General features: G+C 73.0%; 21 protein-coding genes and 1 pseudogene. 15 read left to right on the forward strand and 7 right to left on the reverse strand.

From position 1 onward, the window contains the following. Nucleotides 1-143: 143 nt before the first annotated feature. Complete coding sequence (locus tag ACIRYZ_RS26120) at nucleotides 144-425, reverse strand: HPr family phosphocarrier protein (RefSeq protein ID WP_393027416.1); 282 nt, start codon at nucleotides 423-425, stop codon at nucleotides 144-146. A gap of 226 nt (nucleotides 426-651) precedes the next feature. Between ACIRYZ_RS26120 and ACIRYZ_RS26125 the strand changes: the two genes are divergently transcribed. From ACIRYZ_RS26125 to ACIRYZ_RS26140, 4 genes are all read left to right on the forward strand, one after another. Then, the gene (locus tag ACIRYZ_RS26125) at nucleotides 652-3552 is read left to right on the forward strand and encodes a GNAT family N-acetyltransferase (RefSeq protein ID WP_402948347.1); all 2901 of its coding nucleotides are present in this window, start codon (nucleotides 652-654) and stop codon (nucleotides 3550-3552) included. 92 nt (nucleotides 3553-3644) lie between these two features. After that, entirely contained in the window at nucleotides 3645-4244 is a 600-nt protein-coding gene (locus ACIRYZ_RS26130; RefSeq protein WP_380611992.1) for a DUF5998 family protein, read from the forward strand. Between the two features lie 93 nt (nucleotides 4245-4337). Further along, nucleotides 4338-5525: an alkaline phosphatase family protein gene (locus tag ACIRYZ_RS26135; RefSeq protein WP_387620317.1), complete on the forward strand. Its 1188-nt coding sequence runs from the start codon at nucleotides 4338-4340 to the stop codon at nucleotides 5523-5525. Between the two features lie 61 nt (nucleotides 5526-5586). After that, nucleotides 5587-6243 carry a thymidine kinase gene (locus tag ACIRYZ_RS26140; protein ID WP_380611994.1) on the forward strand — a complete coding sequence of 219 codons (657 nt, stop codon included), beginning with the start codon at nucleotides 5587-5589 and terminating at the stop codon, nucleotides 6241-6243. Between the two features lie 23 nt (nucleotides 6244-6266). Here ACIRYZ_RS26140 and ACIRYZ_RS26145 read toward each other — a convergent pair whose 3' ends face one another. Beyond that, nucleotides 6267-7007, reverse strand: a complete 741-nt coding sequence (locus tag ACIRYZ_RS26145) for a VOC family protein (protein ID WP_402948405.1) — start codon at nucleotides 7005-7007, stop codon at nucleotides 6267-6269. A 239-nt stretch (nucleotides 7008-7246) separates the two neighbouring features. Between ACIRYZ_RS26145 and ACIRYZ_RS26150 the strand changes: the two genes are divergently transcribed. Then, the gene (locus ACIRYZ_RS26150; RefSeq protein WP_402948351.1) at nucleotides 7247-8122 is read left to right on the forward strand and encodes a sulfurtransferase; all 876 of its coding nucleotides are present in this window, start codon (nucleotides 7247-7249) and stop codon (nucleotides 8120-8122) included. 92 nt (nucleotides 8123-8214) lie between these two features. Here ACIRYZ_RS26150 and sepH read toward each other — a convergent pair whose 3' ends face one another. Then, on the reverse strand, nucleotides 8215-9294 hold the full coding sequence (gene sepH / locus ACIRYZ_RS26155) for a septation protein SepH (protein WP_402948354.1): 1080 nt from the start codon (nucleotides 9292-9294) through the stop codon (nucleotides 8215-8217). Nucleotides 9295-9811: 517 nt separating this feature from the next. Between sepH and ACIRYZ_RS26160 the strand changes: the two genes are divergently transcribed. Next, the gene (locus ACIRYZ_RS26160; protein ID WP_402948357.1) at nucleotides 9812-10693 is read left to right on the forward strand and encodes a hypothetical protein; all 882 of its coding nucleotides are present in this window, start codon (nucleotides 9812-9814) and stop codon (nucleotides 10691-10693) included. Here ACIRYZ_RS26160 and ACIRYZ_RS26165 read toward each other — a convergent pair. Both ACIRYZ_RS26165 and ACIRYZ_RS26170 read right to left on the reverse strand, forming a co-directional pair. Next, nucleotides 10690-12012: a D-arabinono-1,4-lactone oxidase gene (locus tag ACIRYZ_RS26165; RefSeq protein WP_402948360.1), complete on the reverse strand. Its 1323-nt coding sequence runs from the start codon at nucleotides 12010-12012 to the stop codon at nucleotides 10690-10692. The genes ACIRYZ_RS26160 and ACIRYZ_RS26165 overlap by 4 nt on opposite strands. 102 nt (nucleotides 12013-12114) lie before the next feature. After that, a complete protein-coding gene (locus ACIRYZ_RS26170; RefSeq protein WP_402948363.1) occupies nucleotides 12115-13371 on the reverse strand; it encodes an MFS transporter in 1257 nt (418 codons plus the stop codon). 130 nt (nucleotides 13372-13501) lie between these two features. Here ACIRYZ_RS26170 and ACIRYZ_RS26175 point away from each other — a divergent pair, with 130 nt between their 5' ends. After that, the gene (locus ACIRYZ_RS26175) at nucleotides 13502-14644 is read left to right on the forward strand and encodes a ferrochelatase (RefSeq protein WP_402948366.1); all 1143 of its coding nucleotides are present in this window, start codon (nucleotides 13502-13504) and stop codon (nucleotides 14642-14644) included. Nucleotides 14645-14665: 21 nt separating this feature from the next. Then, nucleotides 14666-15484, forward strand: coding sequence for an inositol monophosphatase family protein (locus ACIRYZ_RS26180; RefSeq protein ID WP_393027433.1), 819 nt, complete (start codon nucleotides 14666-14668; stop codon nucleotides 15482-15484). Nucleotides 15485-15631: 147 nt separating this feature from the next. On the opposite strand, the gene ACIRYZ_RS26185 is transcribed toward ACIRYZ_RS26180, so the two are convergent. Beyond that, nucleotides 15632-15817: a hypothetical protein gene (locus ACIRYZ_RS26185; RefSeq protein WP_402948369.1), complete on the reverse strand. Its 186-nt coding sequence runs from the start codon at nucleotides 15815-15817 to the stop codon at nucleotides 15632-15634. Between the two features lie 442 nt (nucleotides 15818-16259). Between ACIRYZ_RS26185 and ACIRYZ_RS26190 the strand changes: the two genes are divergently transcribed. The 4 genes from ACIRYZ_RS26190 to ACIRYZ_RS26205 all read left to right on the forward strand — a co-directional run bounded on the left by ACIRYZ_RS26190 (nucleotide 16260) and on the right by ACIRYZ_RS26205 (nucleotide 20345). Further along, a complete protein-coding gene (locus ACIRYZ_RS26190; RefSeq protein ID WP_393027435.1) occupies nucleotides 16260-16913 on the forward strand; it encodes a response regulator transcription factor in 654 nt (217 codons plus the stop codon). An 83-nt stretch (nucleotides 16914-16996) separates the two neighbouring features. Continuing rightward, complete coding sequence (locus tag ACIRYZ_RS26195) at nucleotides 16997-18310, forward strand: sensor histidine kinase (RefSeq protein WP_402948373.1); 1314 nt, start codon at nucleotides 16997-16999, stop codon at nucleotides 18308-18310. 268 nt (nucleotides 18311-18578) lie between these two features. Beyond that, nucleotides 18579-19562 carry an acyl-ACP desaturase gene (locus ACIRYZ_RS26200; RefSeq protein ID WP_402948376.1) on the forward strand — a complete coding sequence of 328 codons (984 nt, stop codon included), beginning with the start codon at nucleotides 18579-18581 and terminating at the stop codon, nucleotides 19560-19562. Between the two features lie 483 nt (nucleotides 19563-20045). After that, nucleotides 20046-20345, forward strand: coding sequence for a DUF4193 domain-containing protein (locus ACIRYZ_RS26205; RefSeq protein WP_350745462.1), 300 nt, complete (start codon nucleotides 20046-20048; stop codon nucleotides 20343-20345). A gap of 276 nt (nucleotides 20346-20621) precedes the next feature. Here ACIRYZ_RS26205 and ACIRYZ_RS26210 read toward each other — a convergent pair whose 3' ends face one another. Continuing rightward, complete coding sequence (locus ACIRYZ_RS26210) at nucleotides 20622-21071, reverse strand: DUF3093 domain-containing protein (RefSeq protein ID WP_402948379.1); 450 nt, start codon at nucleotides 21069-21071, stop codon at nucleotides 20622-20624. 135 nt (nucleotides 21072-21206) lie between these two features. Between ACIRYZ_RS26210 and ACIRYZ_RS26215 the strand changes: the two genes are divergently transcribed. The 3 genes and pseudogenes from ACIRYZ_RS26215 to ACIRYZ_RS26225 all read left to right on the forward strand — a co-directional run bounded on the left by ACIRYZ_RS26215 (nucleotide 21207) and on the right by ACIRYZ_RS26225 (nucleotide 23122). Further along, nucleotides 21207-21785, forward strand: a complete 579-nt coding sequence (locus ACIRYZ_RS26215; protein WP_393027458.1) for a PaaI family thioesterase — start codon at nucleotides 21207-21209, stop codon at nucleotides 21783-21785. Further along, nucleotides 21782-22316 (forward strand): annotated as a pseudogene (gene dut / locus ACIRYZ_RS26220) (dUTP diphosphatase). The gene ACIRYZ_RS26215 and the pseudogene dut overlap by 4 nt, the downstream one beginning before the upstream one ends. Before the next feature lie 2 nt (nucleotides 22317-22318). Continuing rightward, the gene (locus ACIRYZ_RS26225) at nucleotides 22319-23122 is read left to right on the forward strand and encodes a DUF3710 domain-containing protein (protein WP_387620285.1); all 804 of its coding nucleotides are present in this window, start codon (nucleotides 22319-22321) and stop codon (nucleotides 23120-23122) included. Nucleotides 23123-23491 lie beyond the last annotated feature (369 nt).

Below are 23491 nucleotides of genomic sequence, written 5' to 3' on the forward strand. Positions count from 1 at the left end.
GTGTCCTCTTGCTATCGCACGTAACAGCGGTGGGGGGGGGGGGGGCCCCCCCCCCCCCGGGGGGGGGGGCGGGGGGGGGGCCCCCCCCGGGGGGGGGGCCCCCCCCCGGGGGGCCCCCACCCCGATCGGGCGGCTGCGTGGGCTCAGGCCGCGGCCGGGAGCTCGTCGAGGCCTTCCTGGACGAGCTTGGCGAGGCGGTCGAGGGCCTCGTCGGCGTTGGGGGCGTCGGAGGCGAGAATGACCTCGTCACCGCCCTGGGCGCCCAGGGCGAGGAGGCCGAGCATGGAGGCGGCGTTGACCGGGTTGCCGCCCGGCTTGGCGATGGTGATCGGCACGCCGGTGGCCGTGACGGCCCGGACGAAGACGGAGGCGGGACGGGCGTGCAGGCCCTCGGCCCAACCGATGGTGACGCGGCGCTCGGCCATGAGACGTGCCTTTCCGGTGAAGCTGGTCACGGCCGTGCTCGGGGAGCGGGGGAAACGACCGTGTTGTCTAGACCAGTGTTGCACGCAGACAAGCCCTTCGAGCCGCCGCGTTCGGGAGTTGTGATTGTTTCTTTTCGGGGCATAAGGCCCGGCCGGTGGCCCCGTCCACCCTGCCGCGAGCACACGACCGGCGCCATTCGGCCCGCCGCCGGATAACCTGACGAATGTGGAAGACCCCGCGGTGGCGAACCCCGCGCAACCCGACTATCCGCAGCACTGGGAAGCCGACGTCCTGCTGCGCGACGGCGGCACGGCCCGGATCCGGCCGATCACCCCCGCCGACGCCGGGCGGCTGGTGGAGTTCTACGAGCAGGTCTCGGACCAGTCCAAGTACTTCCGCTTCTTCGCCCCCTACCCGCGCCTGTCCGACAAGGACGTCCGCCGCTTCACCCACCACGACTTCGTGAACCGGGTCGGCCTCGCTGTGGTGGTCCGGGACCACTTCATCGCCACCGTCCGCTACGACCGGATCGACGCCGACGGCCGCCCCTCCGACCACGGAACGGACGCCGAGGTCGCCTTCCTGGTCCAGGACGCCCACCAGGGCCGCGGTGTGGCCTCCGCCCTGCTGGAGCACATCGCGGCCGTCGCCCAGGAGCGTGGCATCCGCCGCTTCCAGGCCGAGGTGCTGCCGGAGAACCGCAAGATGGTGAAGGTCTTCACCGACGCCGGCTACACCCAGCACCGCAGCTTCGCCGACGGCGTGGTGCACCTGGAGTTCGACCTCGAACAGACCGACCGCTCGCTCGCCGTGATGCGCGCCCGCGAGCACCGCGCCGAGGCCCGCTCGGTGCAGCGGCTGCTGACCCCGCGCTCGGTGGCCGTGGTCGGGGTCTCCCGGAACCCGCAGACCGTCGGTCGGGCCATCCTGCGCGACCTGCTGGGCGGCTTCGACACGGAGTTCGAGAGCCGGTACGAGCCCAAGTGTGAGCCGCGCGCCGTCCACGCGGTGAACCGCAATGCCCCGCCCGGCACCGAACTGGACGGCATCCCGGTGCACCGTTCGATTCTGGACATTCCCGGGCCGATCGACCTCGCGGTGATCGCCGTCCCCGAGAGCGCCGTCCCGGCGACCGTCGCCGAGTGCGGCGTGCGCGGGGTGCAGGGCCTGGTGGTGGTCACCGCCGGCTACGCGGAGACCGGCCCGGAGGGCCGGGACCGCCAGCGCGCCCTGGTCCGCCAGGCCCGTGCGGCGGGCATGCGGGTGGTCGGCCCGAACGCCTTCGGCCTGATCAACACCGACCCCGAGCACCCGCTGAACGCCTCGCTCGCCCCGCACCTGCCCGACCGCGGCGGCTTCGGGATCTTCTGCCAGTCCGGTGCGATCGGCGTGGCCCTGCTGGAGGCCGCCCACAAGCGCGGCCTCGGCGTCTCGTCCTTCGCCTCGGTCGGCAACCGCGCGGACGTCTCCGGCAACGACTTCCTCCAGTACTGGGCCGAGGACGAAGCCACCGAGGTGGTGCTGCTCTACCTGGAGTCCTTCGGCAACCCCCGCAAGTTCACCCGGATCGCCCGCCGCCTGGCCGCCGTCAAGCCGGTCGTCGTGGTCAAGGGCGCCCGGCACACCGGCAGCCTGCCGCCCGGCCACACCGTCCCCGCCACCGCCACCGGCCTGCGCGACGCCACCGTGGACGCGTTGTTCGAACAGGCCGGGGTGACCAGGGTGGCGACCATCACCGAGCTCTTCGACACCGGCGAACTGCTCGCCCAGCAGCCGCTGCCGCCCGGCGACCGGGTCGCCGTGGTCGGCAACTCCGACTCGCTCGGCCTGCTCACCTACGACGCCTGCCTGAGCGCCGGCCTGCGCCCGCGCACGCCGGTCGACCTCACCACGGCCGCGACCGGCGAGAACTTCCGGATCGCGCTGGACGTCGCGCTCAGCGACCCCGCCGTGGACGCCGTGATCGCCGTCGCCATCCCGCCGATCGGCACCTCCGCGCACGCCTTCATAGGCGGCCGACTGACCGGCCCGGACAACCCCGAGATGGGCTCGGACGACCCGGAGATCGCCGCCGCCCTGCTCGAGGCGGGCATGCGCGCACGGGAGTTGGGCAAGCCCCTGGTGCTGGCCCACCTGGCCCTGACCGACCTGCCGCCCCGGCTGCGCCCCGGCGGCATCCCGGCGTACGCGGCGCCCGAGCGCGCCGTGCGCGCCCTGGCGCACGCCGTGCACTACGCCCAGTGGCGCCACCGCACCGCCGAGGCGGAGGAGACGGCGCGCGTCCCCGAGCTTGACCGGATCGACGAGCCCGGCGCCCGCGCCCTGGTGGAGGCGGCGCTCAGCACCCGCGCCGCGGTGTCCCGCCCGTCGCCCACCACCACCCTTGTACGAGGCGCTACGCGCCGCTCCTTCTCGTTGCGCACCCAGCCCGGCGGCGCCCGGATCACCCTGAGCGAGGCCGAGACCCACGAGCTGCTGGAGCGCTACGGCATCGACGTCTCGCCCACGATGCCCGCCCCGGACGAGGAGAGCGCCGTCAAGGCCGCCGAGCAGCTCGGCTACCCGGTGGCCCTGAAGGCGACCGCCCCGCACCTTCGCCACCGCCCCGACCTGGGCAGCGTCCGCCTCGACCTGACCGGCGAGCCGGGCCTGCGCCGCGCCCACCGCGAGCTGGACGCCCTGCTCGGCGGCGCGGCCGGGGCCGAGCTGGTGGTGCAGCGGATGGCCCCGCGCGGCGTGGACACCGTGATCGGCGCCACGGTGGACCCGGCCGTCGGCGCGATCCTCTCCTTCGGCCTGGCCGGCGCCCCGGCCGAACTGCTGGGTGACGTGGCCCACCGCCTGGTCCCGGCCACCGACCAGGACGTCGCGGGCCTGATCCGGGAGGTCCGGGCGGCGCCGCTGCTGTTCGGCTGGCGCGGGGCCGAGGCGGTGGACACCGCCGCCCTGGAGGAGCTGCTGCTGCGGGTGTCGCAGCTGGTGGACGACGTGCCGGAGATCGCCTCGGTGGACCTCGAACCGGTGGTCGTCGCCCCGCACGGACTGGCGATCCTGGGGGCGCGGGTGCGGGTCGCACCACTGCCCGTCCGCAGCGATCTGGGCCCACGCGCGATGAGCACGCTGTAACCTTCCTTGGTTGCGCCTGCCCGTGGGCGCTGATGTCCGAAGCTCGGCGCCGCGCCGCCCGCTTCGTCGGCGGACCATGCCAGGATGGAGTTATGGCGAAGACCGGTACCACCACCACTCAGGACCTGCGCTCGGCGATCGAGCGCAGCGGCTACTACCCGGCCCTGGTGTCCGAGGCGGTGGAGTCCGCGGTGGGCCCGGAGCCGATCAGCTCCTACCTGGTGCACCAGGAGACGACCTTCGACTCCAACGAGGTGCGCCGGCACGTGACGGTGCTGGTGCTGACCGCGACCCGGTTCGTGGTGAGCCACACCGACGAGCAGTCGGGGGCCGAGGGCAGCCCCGCGGTGCCGTTCGCGACGACCTCGACGGAGAGCGTCCGGCTGGACCGGATCGGCTCGGTCGTGGTGAGCCGGATGGTGGCCAACCCGGAGACGTACACCCCGGGGACGCTGCCCCGCGAGGTGGTGCTGACGATCGGCTGGGGTGCGGTGCAGCGCCTGGACCTGGAGCCGGCCGGCTGCTCGGACCCGAACTGCGAGGCCGACCACGGCTACACCGGTTCGGCGACGGCTGACGACCTCTCACTGCGGGTGAGCGAGGCCGGTGACGGCCCGGAGACGGTGGCCCAGGCGCTGGTGTTCGCCCGGGCGCTGTCCGACGCGACGATCAACAACGGCCCGCGGCCCTAGAGCGCGCCCCGCGGATCCCCGCCGGGTCCGCCGACGAGATCCGCCAGGCCCGCGCTGAGTTCCGCAGCTTCCGACCGCTACGAATCCGGTTCCATGTCCTTCGCACCCTCCGACGGCTACGACGCCTTCGAGATCCTCGACCCGGCCGCGGCCCCCGCGCCCCCGTACGGCAGCGGCTCGCTCTGCGACCTGCTGCCCTCGGTGGCGGCGGGCCTGGGCGTCCCCGGGTTCACCGCGACGCTGCCGATCGCCCCGGCCGACCGGGCGGTGGTGTTCCTGGTGGACGGCCTGGGCTGGGAGCTGCTGCTGCGCCACCCGGAGTACGCGCCCTTCCTGTCCTCGCTGGCCGGGAGCTCGCTGGGCGGCACCGGCCGTCCGCTGACCGCGGGATTCCCGTCCACCACCGCGACCTCGCTGGCCTCGGTCGGCACCGGCACCCCGCCGGGCCTGCACGGGCTGGCCGGGTACACGGTGGCGGTGCCGGGCGCCGACTACCTGATGAACCAGCTGCGCTGGCAGCCGCACACCGACCCGCAGGCCTGGCAGCCGTACCCGACGGTCTTCGAGCGCACCCACCGGGCCGGGGTGGCGACCGCCCAGGTGTCCTCCCCGCTGTTCGCCCAGACCCCGCTGACCAAGGTGGCGCTCTCCGGCGGCACCTTCCTCGGCCGCACCACCGGCGAGGAGCGGATGGACCTGGCCGCCTCCTGGCTGGCCGAGCACGACCGGGCGCTGGTGTACACCTACGTCAGCGAGCTGGACGGCGCGGGCCACCGCTTCGGCGTGGACTCCGACGAGTGGCGGATGACGCTGGACGCGGTGGACCGGTTGGCCCGCCGACTGGCCGAGCAGCTGCCGCCGCGCTCGGCGATGTACGTGACCGCGGACCACGGCATGATCGACATCGCGCCGGAGGACCGGATCGACTTCGACGAGGACTGGGAGCTCGGCGCGGGCGTCGCACTGCTCGGCGGCGAGGGCCGGGCCCGGCACGTGTACGCCGTACCGGGCGCCGCGGCCGATGTGCACGCGGTCTGGAGCGAGGTGCTGGGCGACCGGATGTGGGTGGCCACCCGGGACCAGGCGATCGCGGCGGGCTGGTTCGGCCCGACCGTGGACGAGCGGGTGTACCGGCGGATCGGCGACGTGGTCGCCGCGGCCCGCGACGACATCGCGATCACCGCCTCCCGCAACGAACCCGGCGAGTCCGCGATGATCGGCCTGCACGGCTCGATGACCCCGGTCGAGCAGTTCGTGCCGCTGCTCGAAGTCCGCGGCTGAGCCGGCCCCTTGACCTCCCCGCGCCCGAACCCCCCTGATGTGAAAGGCCCTTGCTCCACCCATGGCTGAACTGGTGTTCTTCTCGGGCACGATGGACTGCGGCAAGTCGACGCTGGCGCTGCAGATGGACCACAATCACACCGCGCGCGGTCGGCAGGGCGTCATCCTGACCCGCAACGACCGCGCGGGCGCGGCGACCATCTCCAGCCGCCTCGGCCTGCGCGCCGACGCGGTCGAGGTGACGGACGACTTCGACTTCCACGCGCACGTGGTGCAGCGGCTGTCGGCGGGCGGCCGGGTGGACTACCTGATCTGCGACGAGGCGCAGTTCTTCGCCGCCGAGCAGGTCGACCAACTGGCCCGGGTGGTGGACGAGCTGGACATCGACGTCTACACCTTCGGCATCACGACCGACTTCCGCACCCGGTTGTTCCCCGGTTCGCAGCGGCTGATCGAGCTGGCCGACCGGGTGGAGGTGCTCCAGGTCGAGGCCCTGTGCTGGTGCGGCGCCCGGGCTACCCACAATGCCCGGACGGTCGGCGGGGTGATGGTCGTCGAGGGCGCCCAGGTGGTGATCGGCGACATCTCGGTGAAGGAGGACGAGGTCGGCTACGAGGTGCTGTGCCGCCGGCACCACCGCCGCCGGCTGACCGCCGCGACCGCCCGGGCCTCGGTGCTCTCCCCGGACGTGCTGCCCTTCGAGGAGCAGCAGGCCTGACCGTCCCGGGGCGAGCGGACGGGCTACAGCGTTTCGAGCACCGAGAAGTGCCCGCCCTGAGGGTCGGCGAGCCGGGCGGCCCGGCCGCGGGCGGTGTCGTGCGGTTCGACCAGGACACGGCCGCCGAGTTCGACGGCGTGATGGACGGTCAGCGCGGTGTCCCGGACGGCGAAGTGGGTGCGCCAGCGCGGCGGGTGGCCGCGCAGGTCGGCGTGGTGGCGGATGCCCGCGACCGGGCGTCCGCGCACCAGCAGCGCGGACTCGCCGTCGGTGGGCCGGACCGGGAGGTCGAGCACGGCGGCGTAGAAGACGGCGGCGCCGTCCGCGTCCGGGGTGAGCAGTTCGGCCCAGGCGGGCCCGCCGGGTTCCGCCCCGGCCTCGCGGCCGAGGTGTTCCTCGCCCTGCCAGAGGCCGAAGACGGCGCCGGAGACGTCGGCGGCGATCGCCAGCCGCCCGGCGCGTTCGGCCTGCAGTGGCCCGACGGCGACGGTGCCGCCGCACTCGCGTACCAGCTGGGTGGTGCGGTCGGCGTCGTCCACGGCGAAGTAGGTGGTCCACTGCACCGGGAAGCCGGTGGCGGTGGAGACGCCGAGGCCGGCGACGGGCTCCCCGTCGAGCTCGGCCCGGACGTAGGCGCCGAGTTGACCCGGCCCGGGGGAGTACGTCCAGCCGAGCAGCTCACCGTAGAAGGCGCGGGCGCCGGGCAGGTCGTCGGTCAGCAGGCTGACCCAGCAGGGCGTGCCCTGGGCCAGTCGGAGTTCCACCGCGGGCAATGCGGGCCTCCTCGTGGGTGGTTGGCGCACGGGAATCCTCGCGCGCGAGGGTGATGCTTCCACTCTGGCACGCGCCCAACCCTCGGGCCGCGCGGAAAATCCGGCAAAGAGCGCACAAAGAGCGGTGGTTCGGGCGTGTCGGTGGATTTTGTCTGATCGGGCCCGGCGTCGCGGGTCCGGCAAGGATTCGCCGGACCCGCCCCGGGGCGCGTTGCGCGACAATGGCCGGCATGACCACCAACAACGAGGGTTCCCCGCTGATCTCCGCGGCCGAACTGCGGGAGGCGCTCGCCTCCGCGCGCCCGCCGGTGCTGCTGGACGTGCGCTACCAACTGGTCGGCGCCGTGCCGGGCGGCCCGACCGCGGCCGAGGAGTACCGGGCGGGGCACCTGCCCGGTGCCCACTTCGTCGAGCTGGACCGGGACCTCGCCGCCGCGCCCGGCGCCCCCGGCCGGGGCGGGCGCCACCCGCTGCCGGACCCGGAGGAGTTCGGCGCCGCGATGCGCCGCTTCGGGGTGAGTGCGGAGCGTCCGGTCGTGGTGTACGACGGCGCGGCCTCGATGGCGGCGGCCCGGGCCTGGTGGCTGCTGCGCTGGGCCGGGCACCGGGACGTCCGGGTGCTGGACGGCGGCTTCGCGGCCTGGCAGGCGGCCGGTCTGCCGGTGACGGCGGAGTTGCCGGAGCCGGGGGAGGGCGACTTCAAGCCGGCCCCGGGGCAGCTGCCGACGGTGGACGGGGACGGCGCCGCGGCCTGGGCGCGCTCCGGTCTGCTGCTGGACGCCCGGTCGGGGGAGCGCTACCGGGGCGAGACCGAGCCGGTGGACCCGCGGGCCGGCCACATCCCGGGCGCGGTGTCGGCGCCGACGGCGGAGAACGTGGGCCCGGACGGGCGGTTCCGGCCGGCCGCGGAGCTGGCGGCCCGGTTCCGGGAGCTGGGCGCGGGCGAGCGGGAGACCGCGGTGTACTGCGGTTCGGGCGTGACGGCGGCGCACCAGATCCTGGCGCTGGAGGTGGCGGGCCTGAATGCCACGCTGTACCCGGGCTCGTGGAGCGAGTGGTCGAGCGACGAGAGCCGCCCGGTCGCGGTGACGGACCAGCCCGGCTGATCCGACCAGCCCGGCTGATCCGACCAGCCGGGCTGATTCCGGATACGCCGAAGGGGCGGGAGGCTCGGCCTCCCGCCCCTTCGGCGTCCGTCCTACTCCTGCTTCTTGCGCCGGCTGCCGAAGACGATCTCGTCCCAGCTGGGCACGGTGGCCCGGCGACCGGGCCGGACGCCGTCCGCCTCGGCCTGCCGGTCGGTGGTGCCGACGAGGCGCTCGCGGTGCGGGGCGACGGCCCGCGGCATCAGGATGTCGGCGTAGGCCGAGCCCGCACCGACCGCCGGAGCGGAGGCCGCGGCCGGCTCCTCGCTCTCCTCGGCGACCTCGGCGGGCACCGGTTCGATCGGGGTGGGGCCGCTGACGGCGAGGTCGCCGCGGAAGGCGGGGACCACGTCGAGCAGGCTGGTCAGCGAGTCCCGGGACTCGGCGGTGGCCTCCCGTGACTCGCGGACCTCGCGGGCCGACATGATGCGGTCGGCGGAGGGGCGGTCGATCATCGGGCGGGGCGGCCGGTCCTGGGGGAGCCGGGCGATCCGCGGGATGAACGGGAAGACCGAGTCATCCTCGCGCTCGACGGTCTCGCCGATCAGCGCGCGGGCCTCGTCATCGTTGGGCTGGACCAGGCGCCGGGGCGGGTCGTACGTCCAGGACGCGCTGCGGCCCTCGCCGTCGGCCCGGTAGGAGAGGATGACCTCCCAGGTGCCGTCGTCGCGCCGCCAGGAGTCCCAGCGCTCGGTGTCCTTCTCGGCGCCGCGCAGCGCGAGCCGCTCGGCCACGGCCTCGCCGAGCTGCGGCCCGGGGGACTCGCCGTTGCGGCGGATGGCGGTCTTGCGGGCGCGCTCGGCCATGAAGGCGCGCTCGGCGAGGACCGGACCCTCGAAGCGGCGGACGCGGTCGACGGAGATCCCGGCGGCCTGGGCGACCTCCTCGGCGGAGGCACCGGCTCGTATCCGGGCCTGGATGTCCCGGGGGCGCAGATGGCTCTCGACCTCGATCTCGATCTGGCCGAGGCGCGGCCGGTCGCCGCGGATGGCGGCGCGCAGCCGCTCGTCGATGGGGAGGGTGTACTCCGTGCTGTCGGCAGCCTTGAGCACCAGCCGTGTGCCGTCGTTGCTGACGGCCACAACCCGCAGTTCGGGCACGGTTACCTCCCGGGTGGTGCCTGCCGACGTCACCTGCGTCGCTGCTCCCGTACTGAGTGTGGCCTGCCCACTCGCGACTGGCCACAACCTTGCTGAGTTCCCCGGCGTGTCGGGCTCACGCCCGGCCACGCCGCTGTGGCACGGTTGCCTTTTTGCCACGTCATCCGTCGACGTCGCGCCTGGGTGTCCCGGCCGTCCTCGCACGAGCAGAGATCGCGACGATCCGGGACCGGCGTCGCCGTGCGTGTCCGTTCCGTGGCTCTTCGTCAAGCTGCCGGTGTAGGCACAGTCGACAAGTCGACCCAAGGCTCGGGCTTTACGAACAGTACTCCATTCGTGGCATCCGGAGGGGCGGCTCGCCGCTCAAGTCTCCCGCGATTCACGGGAATCTCAAGAGCGCACACCCCCAATGGCGGACCGCCGGCGGATGAACGGTGATCATCTTCACACAATCCGGGAGTGCAGAACCGCATTTTCGTCCCTTGTGTCCTTCTTTGGGCAAGATGGAGAGGCTTGTTCGAGAAGCAGTCGTACGGACCGAGGGATGTTGATGCCGGAGTGGAGCCCCGCCGAGGAGGGCGGCAAGGAGGAGCGCAAGCGGATCGATCTGAGTGTGGCTCAGGTCGTGGCGAGTGCGCTGGCCGCGGTGGTGGGCGCGCTGCTCGCCTCCGAACTCGGCGTCTACGGCACGATCATGGGCGCGGCCGTGGTGAGCATCGGGGCCACCACCGGCGGTGCGGTGTTCCAGCACATCTTCCGGCGGACCGGTGAGCAGCTGCGAGAGGCGGTGGACCGGGGGCCGAACCAGGCCGTGAACACGCTGCGCCAGGTACCGATGGAGCCGGAGCATCCGGCGGAGCCTGCGGGGCGGCCGGACGGGCCGCCGGTGATCACCTCGGAGTGGAACGAGCCGCAGGTGGTGCGGGCGCGCCGGCGGTGGACCTGGAAGACCTACGCGGCGGTGTCCGGGCTGGTGTTCGTCCTGGCGATGACGCCGATCGTGGCGTTCGAGCTGGCCACCGGGCAGCCGGTGTCGGCGACGGTGAAGGGCGAGTCCGGCAACGGGACGTCGTTCGGCGGCGGGGTGACACCCAAGTCCTCGACGCCGCAGGACGCCCCGGCGGAGCGGCCGTCCCCCGGGGGCGGCGGGCGCGACTCGCAGGCCACGCCGTCCGGCGGCGCCTCGGCCCCGGCGACGACCCGGCCGAGCCCGGAGCCGAGCGCCACCCCGAGCAGCGGCACCGGCGGGCAGGGCGGGAGCGCCTCGCCCTCGGCGGGCCCGAGCGCGAGCCCGTCGGCCGGTTCCTCGCCGTCGGCGGGCGGCGGCGGGAAGCCCACCGGTGGGGCCACGTCGCAGCCGCCCGCACCGAGCAACGCCCCGGCGGACGCGACGGTCGCCCCGCCGCTGTCCGCCGAGACGCCTGCGAGCTAAGCGCCCAGCACCCGCCGCAGGTAGTCGTTGCCGAAGACACGCTGCGGGTCGACCTCGTCGCGCAGCGCGGTGAAGTCGCCGAAGTGGGGGTAGACGCCGGCCAGGTACTCGGCGTCGCGGGTGTGCAGCTTGCCCCAGTGCGGGCGGCCCTGATGGGCGGTCATCAGCTGTTCGACACCGGTGAAGTAGCCCTGGTCGGCGGTGCCCCGGTAGAGGTGGACGGCGATGTAGGCGCTGTCCCGGCCGGAGGCGGTGGAGAGCCAGAGGTCGTCGGCGGGGGCGAAGCGGACCTCGACGGGGAAGCCGACCTTCCAGTCGGAGCGTTCGAGCAGGGCCTTCAGCTCGCGCAGCACCTCGGCGACGGCCGCGCGCGGGACGGCGTACTCCATCTCCACGAAGCGGACCTTGCGCGGGCTGGTGAACACCTTGTACGAGGTGTCGGTGTAGCTGCGGTCGGACCAGGCGCGGCTGGCGAGCGCGGCGATCGAGGGGATGGAGCGGGGGAAGCGTCGGCCGATCCGGCAGGCGCCCTCCCAGACGGTGTTGGAGAGGAAGTCGTCCTCCAGCCACTCCTTGAACCGGGGCAGCGGGGCGGTCGGGCCCTGGCTGCGGTTGTTGCGCTTGGTGGAGCAGCGGTCGGTGTGCGGGAACCAGTAGAACTCGAAGTGCTCGTTGACGGCGGTGAGGTCGTCGAGGCGTTCCAGCACCTCGTCGAAGGCCATCGGCTGTTCGTGCGCGCTGAGCAGGAAGGCCGGTTCGACGCCGAAGGTGATCGCGGTGATCACGCCGAGGGCGCCGAGGCCGAGGCGGGCGCCCTGGAAGAGCCGGGGGTTCTCGGTGGGGGAGCAGCGTTTGACGGTGCCGTCGGCGAGGACGATCTCCAGGGCGCGGATCTGGGCGGCGAGCGAGCCGGAGTCGCGGCCGGTGCCGTGGGTGCCGGTACTGGTGGCGCCGGCGACGGTCTGGACCTCGATGTCGCCCATGTTGGTGAGGGAGAGGCCCTCGGCGGCGAGGAGCCGGTTGAGGCGGTTCAGCGGGAGGCCGGATTCGACGGTGACGGTGCCGGCCGTGCGGTCGATCCCGCGGACGGCGGTGAGCGCCTGCGGGCGGATCAGCAGGCCGTCGCCGGCCGAGGCGATCGCGGTGAAGGAGTGGCCGGAGCCGACGGCCTTGACGGTGCGGCCCTGGTCGGCGGCGCGCAGGATCTCCTTGGCCAGTTCCTCCGCGGTGCCGGGGGTGGCGGTCCGGCTGGGAAGGGCGCTCTGGTTCCCGGCCCAGTTGGTCCACCGGGTGCGGGTCGCGGTACTGGCCTGGGGCATGGCGCTGCCTCCTGCTCCGTGGCCGAACGGGTCGGCGCGGTCCGGGGGCGGTGGGCCGCCCTACCCGCGGGTAGGGCCACGGGTAGGGCGAGATTAGTCAGTTCACCGTTCGACGTCTACGGGTCGTTCGACCGCTTCCGCGGGCTCGTTCGCGGCGACTCCGGCGCGCAGGCGGCCGAGCCCGGTCAGCGCGACGAGCACCCCGAGGGCACCGGCTGTCAGTGGGACCCAGTAGCCGGCCGAGGCGCCGGAGGCGTCGACCACCCAGCCGCCGACCGAGGAACCGAAGGCCACGCCGAGGGCGAGCCCGGTGGTGGTCCAGGCCATGCCCTCGGTGAGCTTCGCGGCCGGGACGAGTCGTTCGACCAGGGCCATCGCGGAGATGAGGGTGGGGGAGATGGCGACGCCGGCGATCAGCAGGGCGGCACCCGCCGCGACCAGCCCGCCGACGCCGTGCAGGGTGGAGGCGACGAGCAGGATGGGGATCATGCTGAGCGCCATCATCACCACGCCGACGAAGAATCGGGTGGACAGCGGGCTCCTGGGCTTGAGCGCTCCGTAGACGACGCCGGCCAGGCCGGAGCCGACGGCCCAGACGGCCAGGACGACGCTGGAGAGCCCCTTGTGCCCCTGGGCGTCGGCGAAGGCGACGGTGACGATCTCGACCGAGCCGAAGATCGCGCCGGTGGCGACGAAGGTCAGCACCAGGACGATCAGGCCGCCGTTGAGGATGGCGCTGCCGCCACCGTCGGCCGAGGCCGGATGGACCGGCGGTTCGGTGCGGCGCTGGGCGGTGAACAGGGCGATGCCGACGGCGAGCGCGACGACGGCCACGAGGACGCCGGACTCGGGGAACACGTTGGTGGCCAGGCCGATGGCGAGGATCGGGCCGACGATGAAGCAGATCTCGTCGACGACGGCCTCGAAGGAGTACGCGGTGTGCAGCTTGGCGGCGTCGTCGCGGTAGAGGTGGGCCCAGCGGGCGCGGACCATGGCGCCGGCACTGGGCATGACGCCGAGGCCGACGGCGAAGAGGAACAGCGTCCAGGACGGTGCGCGGAAGTGGGCGCAGAGCAGGAGCCCGGTCGCGGCGGCGAGGGTGAGCGCGGTGGCCGGCACGGCGATGCGGCGTTGCCCGCGGCGGTCGACCAGCCAGGAGACCGCCGGGCCGAGCACCGCGGCGGCGACCGCCATCGTCGCCGAGACCGCACCCGCAAGCCCGTACGACCCCGTCAGCTGGGAGAGCATGGTCACGATGCCGATGCCGGCCATGGAGATCGGCAGACGGGCTATGAACCCGGCGGAGGAGAAGGCCGCGGTGCCAGGGGAGGCGAATATTCGGCGGTAGCTGGACAGCACGGGGGCTCCGGACGGGGGGTAAGGAACAAGACTGGTAAACACAGCTTACGCACGTTGGCAAAGGGTATTTTCCGGACACCCGCGCGGCCCCGGCGCCGGGCCCTGCCCCCTCGGTGGCAGGATCGGTGCCATGTCCGACGCGCGCAAACCCTCCCCCTCCGGCGCCGCCCCGTACGACGCCCTGCTGCTGCTCTCCTTCGGCGGGCCCGAGGCCCCCGAGGACGTCGTCCCGTTCCTGGAGAACGTCACCCACGGCCGCGGCATCCCCAAGGAACGCCTGAAGGAGGTGGGCAAGCACTACTTCATGTTCGGCGGGGTCAGTCCGATCAACGAGCAGAACCGCGAGCTGCTCGCCGCCCTGCGGAAGGACTTCGCCGAGCACGGGCTGGACCTGCCGGTCTACTGGGGCAACCGGAACTGGGCGCCCTACCTGGTGGACACCCTGCGGGAGCTGGTCGCCGACGGCCACCGCCGGATCGCCGTGCTCGCCACCAGCGCCTACGCGGGCTACTCGGGCTGCCGCCAGTACCGGGAGAACCTGGCCGACGCGCTCGCCACCCTCGCCGAGGAGGGCCGCCCGGCGCTGACCGTCGACAAGCTGCGGCACTTCTACAACCACCCCGGCTTCGTCGAGCCGATGATCGACGCCGCCCTGGCCGCCCTGGAACAGCTGCCCGAGGACGTCCGCCCCGGCGCCCGGCTGGCCTTCACCACCCACTCCATCCCGGACGCGATGGCCGAGACCTCTGGCGCCCCGGACGACCCGTCCCGCGGCACCCCCGGCGGCGCGTACGTCGCCCAGCACCTGGACGTGGCCCGGCTGATCGCCGCGGCCGTCGCCGAGCGCACCGGCGTGGCCGACCGGCCCTGGCAGCTGGTGTTCCAGAGCCGCAGCGGCGCCCCGCACATCCCGTGGCTGGAACCCGACATCTGCGACCACCTGGAGGCCCAGCACGCCGACGGCGCGCCGGCCGTGGTGATGGTGCCGATCGGCTTCGTCTCCGATCACATGGAGGTCAAGTACGACCTCGACACCGAGGCCGTCGCCAAGGCTGCCGAACTCGGCCTGCCGGTGGCCCGGGCCGCCACCGTCGGCGCCGACCCGCGGTTCACCGCCGCCGTGCGCGAGCTGGTCCTGGAACGGGCCGCCACCGAGCGCGGCGAGACCGTGACCCGCTGCGCCCTGGGCGCCCTCGGCCCCAGCCACGACGTCTGCGCGGTGGCCTGCTGCCCCAACCCGCGCGCCCCCCGCCCGGCCGCCGCCGAGCGCTGACCCCTTCCGGAGGAGAATCCCGTGTCCACTCCCGCCCCGCCCGACGACCGGCTCCTCGACGACCTGCTCGACGTCGCCCTGGACGCGGCCCGGCAGGCCGGCGCCCTGCTGCGCGACGGCCGTCCCGCCGACCTCGGCGTGGCCGGCACCAAGAGCAGCCCGGTCGACGTGGTCACCGAGATGGACCTCGCCTCCGAGAAGCTCCTCGTGGAGCTGATCGCCGACCGCCGTCCCGAGGACGGCTACCTCGGCGAGGAGGGCGCCGAGCGCCCCGGCACCAGCGGGGTGCGCTGGGTGGTCGACCCGCTCGACGGCACGGTCAACTACCTGTACGGGCTGCCCTCCTGGGCGGTCAGCGTGGCCGCGGAGGTGGACGGCCGCGCCGTCGTCGGGGTCGTCCACGCCCCGGCGCGTGGCGAGCTGTTCCACGCCGTCCTCGGCCGCGGCGCCCGCCTCGACGGCCGTCCGGTCTCGGCCCGCCCGGCCCCGCCGTGGGGCCAGGCGCTGATCGGCACCGGCTTCAACTACGTCCAGTCGGTGCGGGTGCGCCAGGCCGAGGTGCTGCTCGCCCTGATGCCCGAGGTGCGGGACGTCCGCCGGGGCGGGGCGGCCGCGGTGGACCTGTGCGACGTGGCCGCCGGGCGGCTGGACGGCTACTACGAGCGCGGCCTCGCCCCCTGGGACCACGCGGCCGGCTGCCTGATCGCCACCGAGGCCGGCGCGCTGGTCGGCGGCCGCCCCGGGCACGGCCCGGACAGCCGACTCACCGTGGCCGCCGCGCCGGGCGTGTACGAGCCGCTGCAGGAGCGCCTGGCCGCCCTGCGCGCCTGGGCGGACTGACCGGGCGACCGCGGCGCGAGCCGCCACGGAGCCCCCGGGACGAAACCCCTCCGGACATGCGAAGAGCCCTGGCACACGGGGGATGCCAGGGCTTGGGGTTTCGCACGGCCCCCGTAGGACCGCAGGTGCCGGAGGACCGGCGTCGGGTCAGGCGGCGGTGCGGTGGCGCTCCAGCGCGGTGTCCACACCGTGCTCGGCGGCCAGACGACGCAGGTCGTCCAGCTCGGACTGCTCCACCTCGGCGAGGAACTCGTCCCCGGCCTCGATCGCGCGGTGCAGATCCTGCTCGGCGTTGGCTATGCGCTGCAGGATTCCGGCCTTGAAGGCGTCCATACGGGCCCCCTTACTTTGTCGGACGTGCACGGTCGTACGTTCTCCGCCCCGAGGAGGTCTGGCCAGCGAAAGCGTCCGGGCCGGCAGGTGGTGGATCTCCGGTCGGGCGCGGAGACGGCCTTCGGCCGCTCCCGGTGACATCCCAGCCCCAGGGCCGGCGCGGATGAACGCACGGCGGGTGGGTGCGATCGGCCAACAGCCAGATCGCGGGTGTGCAGCTGTCCTCCCCGCCCGGGGACCGGGGAAACCTCCCGTCACGAGAAAGTTGCCCGCGTCACAGTCCAAGCGGAGCGGTCCCGGTACGAACGGTCACCGCCGCGGGACCGCGCTCCGTGCCTGGGCGGCAGCTTATCGCTGCTTTACCGCAGGACCAGGCAGGATGGAGGCACCGTCGGAGCCGCGCGTCCGCTTCCGGGGCCGGCCTGGAGAAGGGACAACGACCGTGCGGGTTCTCGTCGTCGAGGACGAGCAACTGCTTGCCGAGGCCGTCGCGACCGGCCTGCGCCGCGAGGCGATGGCCGTGGACGTGGTGTACGACGGGGAGGCCGCGCTCCAGCGCATCGCGGTCAACGACTACGACGTGGTCGTCCTGGACCGCGACCTCCCGCTGGTGCACGGCGACGACGTCTGCCGCAAGGTGGTCGAACAGGGCCTGGCCACCAGGGTGATCATGCTGACCGCCTCCGGCGACATCAGCGACCGGGTCGAGGGCCTGGAGATCGGCGCGGACGACTACCTTCCGAAGCCGTTCGCCTTCAGCGAACTCGTCGCCCGGGTCCGGGCGCTGGGCCGCCGCGCGACCATCCCGCTGCCCCCGGTGCTGGAACGGGCCGGCATCTCGCTCGACCCCGGCCGGCGCGAGGTGATCCGCGAGGGACGCACCGTTCAGCTCGCCCCCAAGGAGTTCGCCGTCCTGGAGGTGCTGATGCGGGCCGGCGGCGCCGTCGTCTCCGCCGAGCAGTTGCTGGAGAAGGCCTGGGACGAGCACACCGACCCGTTCACCAACGTGGTGCGCGTCACCGTGATGACGCTGCGCCGCAAGCTCGGCGACCCACCGGTGATCATCACGGTGCCCGGTTCCGGCTACCGGATCTGACTGGAACACGCCCCCGGGAGCCCGCCCGAGGACTCCCCGCCGCACCCCGCGCCCGCCCCGGCGGACGCTCCGAGAGGACCATCATGACCACCCCGCCCCCGGCCGGCGGGCCCTCCGGCGCGCCCGCCGGCGGCCCGCGCGCCGTACCGCCCAAGCCCATCGCGCCGCCGCGCCAGCCCCGCCAGGACACGTACGTGCCCGGCGACGGGATGCTCGCCTGGCTGCCGTTCCGCCCCACCATCCGGATGCGGCTGACCCTGCTCTACGGCGGGATGTTCCTGATGGCCGGCGTCGTGCTGCTGCTGCTGATGTACTTCTTCGTCCGGCAGGCGCTGCACGACGTGGCGCCGCAGCAGTTCAACTTCACCGTGCTCAACCCCAACGGCAGCCTGTCGTCGTCGACCGTCTACGTCAACGGCCGCCCGATGTCCAGCGACCAGCTGAACGACGCGCTCGCCTCGATCCACGAGTCCCGCTCCACCTCGGCGCTCAACACGCTGCTGCAGAAGTCGCTCACCATGCTGGTCTGCCTCGCCGTGATCGCCTTCGCGGCCGGCTACGCGATGGCCGGCCGGGTGCTGCGCCCGCTCGGCCGGATCACCCGCACCGCCCGCGACGTCGCCTCCTCCGACCTGCACCGCCGGATCGAGCTGGACGGGCCGGACGACGAGCTCAAGGAGCTCGCCGACACCTTCGACGACATGCTGGACCGGCTGGACCGATCCTTCGACTCCCAGCGCCGCTTCGTCGCCAACGCCTCGCACGAGCTGCGCACCCCGCTGGCGATCAACCGCACCCTGCTGGAGGTCCAGCTCTCCGACCCGGCGTCCTCGCCCGACCTCCAGCAGCTCGGCAGGACCCTGCTGGCCACCAACGAGCGCAGCGAGCAACTGGTCGAGGGTCTGCTGCTGCTCGCCCGCAGCGAGAACGAGCTGACCGACCGCCGCCCGGTGGAGCTGTCCGAGGTGGCCACCCGGGCGCTGGAGCAGACCCGGGCCGAGGCGGACAAGCGCGAGGTCGAGCTGCGCTCGAAGCTCGATCCGGCCGTGGTCGGGGGCAACGGCGTGCTGCTGGAGCGGCTCGCGCTCAACCTGCTGCAGAACGCCGTCCGCTACAACACCCCGGGCGGCTGGGTCGAACTGGCCACCGGCAAGGTGCCGGGCGGGGGCGAGCTGGTGGTCTCCAACACCGGCCCGATGGTGCCCGGGTACGAACTGGAGCACATCTTCGAGCCGTTCCGCCGGATCAAGGGCGCCGACCGCACCCGCAGCGACAAGGGGGTCGGGCTCGGCCTGTCCATCGTCCGTTCGGTGGTGCGCGCCCACGGGGGCACCATCGAGGCCACCCCGCGTGCCGGCGGCGGCCTCACCATGCGGGTGCGCATCCCGGCGCCGTAGCGGCCTCCTGGGCCGTTCCCGAGCCGTAACGGGCCCCCTGGGTCGCCGCGTCCCGTGGGCGACCGTTCCCAGCCGCCCCCGTCAAGCCCGTCAAGACGACATCAGGCCTGACGGGGGCGGCTTGTCATTTGCGGCCCGAGCAACTTACGGTGTCGTAACCTACGCAGCCGTAAGTGCGTCCGCCGGTGGGTTCCGCCGACGGCTCCGTACGACGTGTGCCCGCCCTACGCGCCCGTCCCGCGCGTGCCCGTCCCCCGGGAGCAAGACCGTGACCATCGCCCCTGTGCAGAGCAGCACCTCGCTCGGATCGAGCGGCTGGACCGACACGCGGCTGATCCTGGCCCTCGAAGAGGTCGTGGAGAACGAGCTCAACCGCCACCTGGGCGTGGCCAAGGAGTGGATGCCGCACGAGTTCGTCCCGTGGAGCCAGGGCCGTGACTTCGACGGCGTGCTGGGCGGCGAGGCCTGGAACATCGAGCAGTCGAAGGTGACCCCGCTCGGACGGGTGTCGCTGGTGGTGAACCTGCTGACCGAGGACAACCTCCCCAGCTACCACCACGAGATCGCGACCATGTTCGGCCGCGAGGGCGCCTGGGGCACCTGGGTGCACCGCTGGACCGCCGAGGAGGGCCGGCACGGGATAGCCATCCGCGACTTCCTGCTCGCCACCCGGGCCGTCGACCCGGTGGAGCTGGAGCGGGCCCGGATGAACCACATGTCGGAGGGCTTCGAGTCCGACAACGCGCACAGCATGCTGCACTCGGTCGCCTACGTGGCCTTCCAGGAGCTGGCCACCCGCATCGCGCACCGCAACACGGGCAAGTATGCCGGCGACCCGTTGTGCGAGCAGCTGCTGGCGAAGATCGCCAACGACGAGAACCTGCACATGGTCTTCTACCGGAACCTGCTGAAGGCCGCCCTGGAGATCGCCCCCGACCAGGCCATGCGCGCCATCGCCGACGTGGTCACCGGCTTCCGGATGCCCGGCCACGGGATCCCCGGCTTCGAGCGCGCCTCCGCGCAGATCGCCCTCGGCGGGGTGTACAACCTCCGCATCCACCACGACGACGTGCTGCAGCCGGTGCTGCGCAAGCTGCGCGTGATGGAGATCGGCGGCCTCGGCCCGGAGGGCATGGTGGCGCAGAACGAGCTGGGCGTGTTCCTGGACGGGCTGGACGGGCAGGCGCGCAAGTTCGAGGAGCGCCAGGCCGCGATACTGGCGCGCCGGGCGGCCCGTCGCAGCGCCGAGTAGGGTGCGGCGACGGCACGTCGTCGCGAGGTCGGAGTGGGTGGATTTTCCGTGATTTGCCCCGGAAGATTCTGAACGTGACCAAGCTCACACTGTGTCGCTCCACGATGTCGGGTGACTCCGGAGAGTGATTACCCCATTGGGGGTGCCGATCGCCGTCCGTGACCGGAATCCGGTCTGGCTGCGGCCTGGAGGGTTGGTCGGCATCCCTGGTGGGCAAGGGATTTGGCGGACATCAGTACGGACTTCGCTCACTGAGCGTCGCTGGCCCGGCGGGCGTTTGGCGGGTCGGCGATGGCCCAGCGTGAGGCCTCCGGAGCCCCAAAGGATCACCCCAACGGAGCCCTGGCTGAGTGTCGATTGAGTAACAGGGCTTGAAGTAAGGCAAAATCTCCGCCTCGGGTCGGGCACAAGACCGACCCCCCATGCGTTACGTGCGCTGGAGATACCGCACACACCGCACAACCCGGAGGGGGAGAGCGAAAAATGGCAACGGACTACGACACCCCACGCAAGACCGACGACGAGCTCAACGAAGACAGCATCGAGGAACTCAAGGCTCGGCGGAATGACAAGGGCGGCAGCTCGGTCGACGTCGACGAGTTCGAGGCCGCCGAGGGCATGGAGCTCCCGGGCGCCGACCTCTCGGGCGAGGAGCTCGCGGTCCGCGTGCTGCCGAAGCAGGCCGACGAGTTCACCTGCATGAGCTGCTTCCTGGTACACCACCGCAGCCAGCTCTACAGCGAGAAGAACGGCAACCCGATCTGCCGGGACTGCGGCGCCTGAGCACCGCAGCGGACAGCGACCGGTACCCGTGGCTCCCGCGGGACCGGCACAACGCCCCTTCCGGCCCCGGGCAGCGGGGCCGGACGGCAGGTCCGCGGACCGTCCACAGGGACGGGCCCGGGAGGACGGAGTCGTTCGGCGGCGCGTCGGCCAGTACAGCACTGGCAACCATGGCAATAGCCAGTACGGCGTCGGCCAGGACAAAGTCGTAGGGACGGTCCCGCAGCAGCGGAACCGTCCCTCTCGGTTATCTCGGCCTTCTCGCCCCGGCGCCCCTTACGTACGGGTGCCGCGCCGCGCCTCGTCGAGCGCGTCGGCCAGCTTCATCGGCGAGCGGGTCGACAGGTACAGGTAGGGCGTCGGGTCGGCCGGGTCGTCCACCTCGACCCGCAGCGCGGTCGGGACGTAGCTGCGCAGCAGCATGAAGGCGCGGGGATCGGCCTTCGGGCCGCGCCAGGCCGCGGCCTCGGCGGGGCTCAGCGCGTGCGCGGCGCCCAGCGCTTCCACCGGGATCCGGGCGGGGCCCGCCACCAGCGAGCCCTGGACCACGCGGATCCGGGCCGAGCCGTAGCTGCTGATGGCCACCGCGCCGGCGGCGATGCCGGCGACCAGGCCGACCAGCGCGGCCGGGCCGCTGACCCGGATCAGGATCAGCGCGAGGGTGAGGCCGACTGCGACCGGGAGCAGCCACCAGGAGCGCGGCACCGTGAGGCGTTCGTCGTACATGCCTCCATTGTGGGTGCCCGGACGCCCGGAGCGGGACGCCACCCCCGGCGGAGGCCTTGCTACCCCTGGGTAGGGTGGGTCGGCGTGACCGGTACGACACCCTCCACCACCCCCACCGACCGGCCGGCGCCTGCGCTGCCGCCGACCCCGACCACCCCGCCGCCGGACGCCGTCCTCCCGCCGCGGGCCCCCGAGGCGCCCGCCCCCGGCACCCGGCTCGGCTCCCACTACGAGCACTGCTTCGGTTGCGGCCCGCAGCACCCCGGCGGCCTGCGGATCGACGCGGTCGCCGGCGAGGGACTGGACGTCACCGCCGAGTTCACCGTCCGGGACGTTCACCAGGGCGGCCCCGGGTTGGCCCACGGCGGCGTGCTGACGACGGCGATGGACGAGACCCTCGGCACGCTCAACTGGCTGCTGCACGCCCCCGCGGTGACCGGCAGGCTGGAGACCGACTTCCTCCGCCCGGTGCCCGTCGACTCGGTGCTGCACCTGCGCGCCTGGGTCACCGGAGTGCACGGCCGCAAGATCTACAGCGCCGCCGAGGCGCGGATCGGCGGCCCGGACGGACCGGTCGCCGTGCGTGCTCAGGCGCTCTTCATTCAGGTGAAGCTGGAACACTTCACCTCGCACGGTCGTCCCGAGGACATCGAGAAGGTCCTCGACGACCCGGATCTGATGAAGCGCGCACGAGCCTTTGAGGTGAACCCTTGAGCGAGACCCCCCGCCCGCCGCTGGACGTCCTGATCAGGCGCGTCGACCCCGAGCTGCCGCTGCCCGAGTACGCGCAGCCCGGGGACGCCGGTGCCGATCTGCGCACCACTGTCGACGCCGAGCTGGCCCCCGGCGAGCGGGCGGTGCTCCCCACCGGCATCGCCATCGCCCTCCCGGACGGTTACGCGGCCTTCGTCCACCCCCGCTCCGGGCTCGCAGCTCGTTGCGGAGTTGCGCTCGTGAACGCCCCGGGGACGGTCGATGCCGGGTACCGTGGAGAGATCAAGGTGATCGTCGTCAATCTGGACCCGCGCGAGGGGGTCAGCTTCCGCCGAGGGGACCGGATCGCCCAGCTGGTCATCCAGCAGGTCGAGAAGGCCCGCTTCCACGAGGTGGCCGAGCTGCCTGGGTCGGCACGCGCCGAGGGCGGGTTCGGGTCGACCGGTGGCCACGCCGCGGTCTAGCATTCCCGCGGCCTCGCAGGAAGCCGAGCAGGTATTCGCATCGGTCTTGGACCGGGAAGGACAGTGACCGTGTTCCGTCGTCGCCAGAAGAGCGAGGACGCTGTCGAGCAGCTCGCCGACGACGCCATCAGCGCCGACGAGACGGCCGATGACGTCGAAGGTTCCGCCGAGAGCGAGAACGTGACCGAGCTGGACCCGGCCGACAAGTTCGGCCTGCCGCCGGCCCCGCGGCCGGACGGCCCGTGGGACCACTCCGAGCTGGAGAACCCCGAGGAGGGCCGCGTCGACCTCGGGGGACTGCTGGTCCCCGGGGTCGAGGGCATGGAGCTGCGCGTCGAGGTCGCGGGTGACGCGATCGTCGCCGCCACCCTCGTGCTCGGCAACAGCGCCATCCAGCTCCAGGCCTTCGCGGCCCCGAAGTCGGAGGGCATCTGGGGGGAGGTCCGGGAGGAGATCGCCAACGGCATCACCTCGCAGGGCGGAATCGTGGACGAGGAGGAGGGCCCGCTCGGCTGGCACCTCCGCGCCCAGGTCCCGGTGCAGCTCCCGGACGGCACCCAGGGCGTGCAGCTGGTGCGCTTCGTAGGCTGTGACGGTCCGCGCTGGTTCCTGCGCGGCGTGATCTCGGGCCAGGCCGCCGTGCAGCCCGAGATGGCCGGCATTCTGGAGCAGGTCTTCCGCCAGACCGTCGTCGTGCGCGGCGAGAGCCCGATGGCACCCCGCGACCCGATCGTGCTCAAGCTTCCCGAGGACGCCCAGATGGTTGCCGACGGTGGTGGGGCTGCTGCCGCCGCCGGCGAGGGCGAGAGCCGCTTCGGCGGCACCGCGCTCGACCCGTTCGCGCGCGGTCCGGAGATCACCGAGGTCCGTTGATCGGGGTCGCCTGGTCCGGTTCGCCTGATCCGGGTTGTCGGGTCTGATCGCCGCCGCATCGCCCCCGCCCGGGACCCCGGGCGGGGGCGATTTGCATGTGGCGGGTCGGTCCCCGTACAGTTCCGGAGTCGCCGCGGGAGACCGGGGCAACAAAGCGGAAAGCAAATCCGATGAATGAAACTCCGGAAAACGGAGCGGAAAACATCTGATAAGCTGGAAACACGAAAGAATGAAGCGCCCGGAGGGCCCGCTGGAAGGCGGTCCGAAGGAAGCGTCCGTTCCTTGAGAACTCAACAGCGTGCCAAAAGTCAACGCCAGATATGTTGACATCCCCGGCCTCGATCACTTGATCGGGGTTGGAGATTCCTT

The sequence above is a fragment of the Kitasatospora sp. NPDC101155 genome (assembly GCF_044768305.1).
GTDB lineage: Bacteria > Actinomycetota > Actinomycetes > Streptomycetales > Streptomycetaceae > Kitasatospora.

Excerpts from the sequence above, each read along its gene's own strand:
- ACIRYZ_RS26120 (WP_393027416.1), bottom strand. The coding sequence starts at position 425 with ATGGCCGAGCGCCGCGTCACCATCGGTTGGGCCGAGGGCCTGCACGCC.
- ACIRYZ_RS26130 (WP_380611992.1), top strand. The coding sequence starts at position 3,645 with ATGGCGAAGACCGGTACCACCACCACTCAGGACCTGCGCTCGGCGATC.
- ACIRYZ_RS26135 (WP_387620317.1), top strand. The coding sequence starts at position 4,338 with ATGTCCTTCGCACCCTCCGACGGCTACGACGCCTTCGAGATCCTCGAC.
- ACIRYZ_RS26140 (WP_380611994.1), top strand. The coding sequence starts at position 5,587 with ATGGCTGAACTGGTGTTCTTCTCGGGCACGATGGACTGCGGCAAGTCG.
- ACIRYZ_RS26150 (WP_402948351.1), top strand. The coding sequence starts at position 7,247 with ATGACCACCAACAACGAGGGTTCCCCGCTGATCTCCGCGGCCGAACTG.
- ACIRYZ_RS26160 (WP_402948357.1), top strand. The coding sequence starts at position 9,812 with ATGCCGGAGTGGAGCCCCGCCGAGGAGGGCGGCAAGGAGGAGCGCAAG.
- ACIRYZ_RS26165 (WP_402948360.1), bottom strand. The coding sequence starts at position 12,012 with ATGCCCCAGGCCAGTACCGCGACCCGCACCCGGTGGACCAACTGGGCC.
- ACIRYZ_RS26175 (WP_402948366.1), top strand. The coding sequence starts at position 13,502 with ATGTCCGACGCGCGCAAACCCTCCCCCTCCGGCGCCGCCCCGTACGAC.
- ACIRYZ_RS26185 (WP_402948369.1), bottom strand. The coding sequence starts at position 15,817 with ATGGACGCCTTCAAGGCCGGAATCCTGCAGCGCATAGCCAACGCCGAG.
- ACIRYZ_RS26195 (WP_402948373.1), top strand. The coding sequence starts at position 16,997 with ATGACCACCCCGCCCCCGGCCGGCGGGCCCTCCGGCGCGCCCGCCGGC.
- ACIRYZ_RS26205 (WP_350745462.1), top strand. The coding sequence starts at position 20,046 with ATGGCAACGGACTACGACACCCCACGCAAGACCGACGACGAGCTCAAC.
- ACIRYZ_RS26210 (WP_402948379.1), bottom strand. The coding sequence starts at position 21,071 with ATGTACGACGAACGCCTCACGGTGCCGCGCTCCTGGTGGCTGCTCCCG.